Raw genomic sequence first — 5,279 nt, 5'->3', positions numbered from 1 at the left:
TCAGAGTTCGGGTTGTCATAAACCCAGAATTTGTATTGCGATCCATCGCTACACTTTGTACCCGGAAGTTCTACTTGTTCCCATGCGAAGTTATTTCCGCCATCCACAACATCCTCAATACCGATAGCGTGTGCGCCCATCGATACACCGGCTGCTAGCGAAAAGCCTAAGCTTGTTTTGAGAACGTGAGAAGAGAATGATTTGGTTTTTATCATTGTTTTCACCACAGTTATTAAAAGAGTTAAATTGAGTGCGGCTACTGCAACTGCGAACTACGCCACGCGACGAGTAGAGCGCAACTATCTTGCGTTTAAGAGGGCAAAAATTAGCGCTTTCGAGTTTGCTGACATCATCTGCCCCCTTTTAGCGCCAAAAACAAAAGATTGGCCGTTTTGCACACCATAGGCCACACACTCTAGGCAAGAACACAAACACAAGATCTGAAATTGGACGGTCAATGGGTGGTCGACTAACCTTTAAACACTCGTACTTACAAGCAAACCAATCCCTCTCATTGTGAATAGGCATCCAGCAATGCACACAAAGTCGCAGGAAAACGACCCAATTTTGAAACGGAATAACGTCAAAGTATTCGGCAGCGGAGACCACACGCTCATGCTTGCGCACGGGTTCGGTTGTGATCAGAAAATGTGGCGCTTCATGCTTCCCTTCCTCGAAAAAGAGTACCAAATTGTTCTGTTCGACTATGTGGGTTGCGGCCAATCTGACTTTAGTGCGTATGACAATAAGCGCTATCAAACGCTTGAGGGCTACGCGAACGATGTCATAGAGATATGCGAGACGCTTGAACTCGAGGAGGTGGTGTTTGTTGGCCATTCCGTTAGCAGTGTGATCGGTATCTTGGCCTCCATCGAGAAACCAGAGATATTCTCCAAGCTCATTATGGTCTGTCCATCGCCCTGTTTTCTTAATTTTCCTCCCGAGTATTTAGGCGGGTTTGAGAAGGAGGATCTCGAGGAGCTCATCAACCTGATGGACAAAAACTACATCCGCTGGGCGAATTATCTTGCTCCGCTGGTCATGGGGCAGGACAACGATACAACGCTCGTCAGCGAGCTGGAATCCAGTTTCTGCTCAACCGATCCCAAGTACGCAAAACCATTTGCGCAAGCAACATTCTTTTCGGACTACCGGGGCGCGCTTTCGCACGTCGTGCACCCTTCCTTAATACTCCAAAGCTCCGAGGATTCTCTCGCATCCATTGATATTGGCAGCTACATGCAGCGACATATGCCCAATTCGATGCTTTCCGTGATCAAGGCGCAAGGGCATTGCTTGCACATGACAAAACCCGAGATTGTCGCTCAGCAGTTAATGAAGTTCGTTTTGTGAATTGGAATCTCGACCTTTTTCCTTGTCTGCTTTTAGTAACGGATCTCGATACAAACCGTATTTTAGAGGGCAACGCGTATTCCGAAACGCTCTTGGAGATCCCCAAAGACAGTCTCATAGACAGCAACCTGAAAGATATTTTGACGAAAGCGTCGCTCATCTTCTTAGAGAGTTATATCCGACCGACCGTCATCGATGCGCAATCATGCATTGAGGTTCAGATAACGCTGAAAGATTCGCATCAACAAAGAATACCTGTGATCGCCAATATCCAATTGAAAGGTCGCTATTTGTACTGGTCACTGTTCTCGGCAGAGAAGCGCGACCTTTTGTACGAAGAGTTACTGGCAACCCAAAAAGAACTAGAGCAAAGTACCGAAGAGCTAATAGAACTTACCCGCGTTGATCCACTCACTAATCTGCTGAATCGCAGGGCAGCTCAATCCGATATTCAGAAACTGCTCACTCAAGTGCGCAGAAAGTTCATACCGATGGCCTTTCTCGTCGTCGATATTGACCATTTCAAAAAACTGAATGACCAGTATGGCCATGACAAAGGTGACGAAGTCTTGACCAGAAATTCAAGCATACTTCAGTCATCTAGCCGCCAAAGTGACGTTGTTGCCCGCTGGGGTGGTGAAGAGTTTTTGGTCGTGCTCTTTAATTCAGACAGAGAGCAAACATCTGCGTATTGCGACAGACTGCATCAGCGCATTAAGGCAAGCACTAACGAAGGCCCCTTGTACACCGTCAGCATTGGTGTAGCTCAGTTAACTGAAGATCAAATCGACCAGCCAAATGTGCTCGACACACTCATCAAGCAGGCAGATCAAGCCCTTTACCAGGCCAAAGCGAACGGTCGAAACAGAACAACGTTTTTCGAGCAAGCGAGCTAAGCTTAGTCCATAACACTCAACGAACAGACCAGCACCTTGGCTCTCGTTTTCTTTGCGTTCCGGCAAGCACTTCCTTCAAACACGCACCCTGAAAAAATTTCATACCCATGTAAAAAGCGGCCTGTTATTTAAGAGACAGCGCGAGGCCACGCAGGGCCGATAATCCGAATAAGCGATTAAACTCAACGACTTATAAAGAACGGTACGGTATTCGCTTCAGTCATGGGGTATTTTCGAATGAAGGATGAAGCTATGGACAACGCGTTAAATGATGCAACGCTGCAACGCATTGAAGAGTTGATCGATGAAAAGCTCTACGGATGGTTTGAAACGACCCTGACCCATATCCCCAATTTCATTGTCGCGCTTGTTATTCTTGTTGTTTTTTTTATCACCGCAAAAATCGTCGCGATGGTTCTGAGAAAAGTTTTCTACAAAGGGATGGAGTCTCATCAGGTTGCAGATTTAATGCTGACGATTATGCGCATTATCATCATCGGTCTTGGGTGTTTTATTGCACTGGATTTTTTAGGGTTGAAAGGGACCGTCACTTCACTCCTTGCGGGTGCTGGTATTGTCGGCCTGGCGCTAGGTTTCGCTTTCCAAGACATTACCGAGAACTTTATTGCCGGTGTTGCAATGGGCATCCGCAAGCCATTTCGCCCTGGTGACATCATTCAAACCTCTGAAGTCTTTGGAACAGTGAAGTACCTCAACTTTCGCAACACCATCATCGAGACCTTCTCCGGGCAGCTTGAAATCGTGCCAAACAAGCATCTATTTCGTAATGTGCTAACAAACTATTCTTACTCGGGTGAGCGTCGCATTGATGTGCCTGTTGGCATCTCATACTCTGATGACATTGATGCAGCAAGTAAGGCGATTACAAACAAGCTCAACACCCTTAACGGTGTGATTCGCCAGGACGAAACCTCTTGTTATGCAGCGGGGTTTGGAGATTCTAGTATCGACTTGGTGGCGCGCTTTTGGATTCATTACCCAGACGGAGATTACCTGAGAAAAATGCATGAAGCCGTCGCTGCCATTCATTCAGCTCTAAACGAAGAAGGCATTTCGATTCCATTTCCAATCCGAACGCTCGATTTTGCTGTAAAAGGAGGTCAAGCCTTGGATGAAAGCGTTATACAATTCAAGAAAAAAAGCCAAGCCTAGTTTGTGCTGAACGCACACCACAGGTACATTGATCGAAAACCGAATCTACTCATTTTTTAAGAGATGCTATATGAGCCAAGCCCGCACTTTTATCCACGTCAGCAATAGCGATCTGCAAACGCTATTGATGCAGCTTCCCGCAATGAAACGCTGCATTGTCACAAGTGGAAGTGAGCTTGGTTTTTGGCTCGAAGAGTGCATTGAGCTGGAGGCAAATATCGCAATCATTGATATGGATGCCGTGACAGCAAGAGAGTTATCTCAAGTGGAGTCTTTGGATAATGTCGACTTCATGTTCTTCAGCGATGGCAATCCAAATCCCGCACTCGATACACTGATGGCCAAAGGTGGCGGATATCACTTTCGAACACCGTTCAATGAAACCGCTATCAACGAAGCGTTAGAGGACTTGCTTGAAGACCATGAGCAGCGTACGCGACAAAAAACACAGGCTTTAACTAGCGACCTTGATCAATTTGGTCAATTAGTAGGTTCGCATAAATCCATGCGAAAACTGTATCGGGCCATCCGACGTGTCGCAGGCACCGATGCCAACGTATTGGTCATTGGCGAAAGTGGAACGGGCAAGGAGCTGGTCGCGAATACCATTCACGCCATGAGCCCGCGCTCCGACGAGCCGATGGTCGCAATTAACTGCGGCGCATTGAGCCCAGAACTGATTGATTCACAACTATTTGGCCATAAGAAAGGCGCGTTTACTGGCGCAACAAGCGATCACAAAGGCGTTTTTGAACAGGCAGGCAACGGCACCGTCTTTTTGGATGAGGTCACCGAAATGCCGATCGAGCAGCAAGTAAAATTACTGCGTGTTCTGGAACAAAGTGAATTCAAACCTGTCGGTAGCGAGCGAACACTCAAGACATCGGCCCGTATTATTGCAGCCACCAATCGCGATCCATTTGACGCAATGGAGAACAGCTTTCTCCGAGAGGATTTATACTTTCGACTTGCGCAGTTCCCTCTCACCGTTCCCGCGCTGAATGAGCGTGGTGAGGATGTAACAGGCCTCGCTAAGCACTTTGTCGCGTATTTGAATCAGGTGCATGAACAACACATTCAAATCGAACAGGCCGCCTTAGATTTAATTGCCGAACACCACTGGCCGGGGAATGTCAGAGAGCTGCGCCACTGTATTGAACGCGCGTTTATTCTGGCGGAAGACGCGATTACTCGCGAGAACATTCTGATACTCGCCTCAGAGACAGAAACCAATGAGGAGGTTGGCGTCCAGGGCATACCAACAGGCGTGCCACTAGAAGAAATCGAACAAGCTGCCATTGAGAAAACGTTGGAAGAGAACGAGGGCAATAAAACAGAAACCGCCGATCAATTGGGCATTAGCGTTAAAACGCTTTACAACAAACTCGACAAGTACCAAAGCGAGAGTGATAACTGAGTCCAGACGCTCGCTCAAACCAAGAACAGAACCGTTGTTATTAAGCTAATCGTCAAGAGATCGAACACTGTCACGCATGTCTGCACAGCCATCAAACAACAAAGCCGCCTCAACAAGCTCCGGCCAAGAACAGCATAACCGCCGCGTTCAGATTTGTGGCTCGTTGTTTAGCAAGCTTGGGGATGCCCTCTCAAATACCAAGGTCGTTCTTCCAGCGTTGTTTCATGCGATTGCTGCACCGACTTTTTTTGTTGGGTTGATCTCACCTATTCGTGAATCTTTCTCGATGTTGCCACAGGTTTTTCTGACCGAACGCGTCAACCGACAAAAGAAGCCTCAAACTATTTACGCGTTTGGCGCGCTTGCTCAAGCCTTATCTCTTGCTGCGATGCTGGTGGCGTTTTTAAATCTCGAAGGCTGGATTGGCGGCCTTGCCATTC

At 47.4% G+C, this 5,279-nt stretch carries 5 protein-coding genes and 1 pseudogene; 5 read left to right on the top strand and 1 reads right to left on the bottom strand.

Annotated features, from left to right (window positions below; translation table 11 throughout):
- A partial coding sequence (locus tag A3751_RS22215) for a hypothetical protein (RefSeq protein WP_197466364.1) occupies positions 1–215 on the bottom strand: 215 nt, incomplete at its 3' end.
- 319 nt (positions 216–534) lie between these two features.
- Here A3751_RS22215 and A3751_RS14185 point away from each other — a divergent pair.
- The 5 genes and pseudogenes from A3751_RS14185 to A3751_RS14165 form a co-directional block, all read left to right on the top strand.
- On the top strand, positions 535–1,353 hold the full coding sequence (locus tag A3751_RS14185) for an alpha/beta fold hydrolase (protein ID WP_068457251.1): 819 nt from the start codon (positions 535–537) through the stop codon (positions 1,351–1,353).
- On the top strand, positions 1,350–2,249 hold the full coding sequence (locus A3751_RS14180; protein ID WP_197466363.1) for a GGDEF domain-containing protein: 900 nt from the start codon (positions 1,350–1,352) through the stop codon (positions 2,247–2,249). The genes A3751_RS14185 and A3751_RS14180 overlap by 4 nt, the downstream gene beginning before the upstream one ends.
- 252 nt (positions 2,250–2,501) lie before the next feature.
- Positions 2,502–3,422, top strand: coding sequence for a mechanosensitive ion channel family protein (locus tag A3751_RS14175; protein WP_068457254.1), 921 nt, complete (start codon positions 2,502–2,504; stop codon positions 3,420–3,422).
- Between the two features lie 70 nt (positions 3,423–3,492).
- Complete coding sequence (locus A3751_RS14170) at positions 3,493–4,839, top strand: sigma-54-dependent Fis family transcriptional regulator (protein ID WP_068457247.1); 1,347 nt, start codon at positions 3,493–3,495, stop codon at positions 4,837–4,839.
- A 76-nt stretch (positions 4,840–4,915) separates the two neighbouring features.
- Positions 4,916–5,279 (top strand): annotated as a pseudogene (locus tag A3751_RS14165) (hypothetical protein); the annotation flags it as partial.

The organism is Oleiphilus sp. HI0080 (assembly GCF_001635135.1).
Note: the sequence above shows the minus strand (reverse complement) of the source record. Positions and strands in the feature narration are given on the sequence as shown.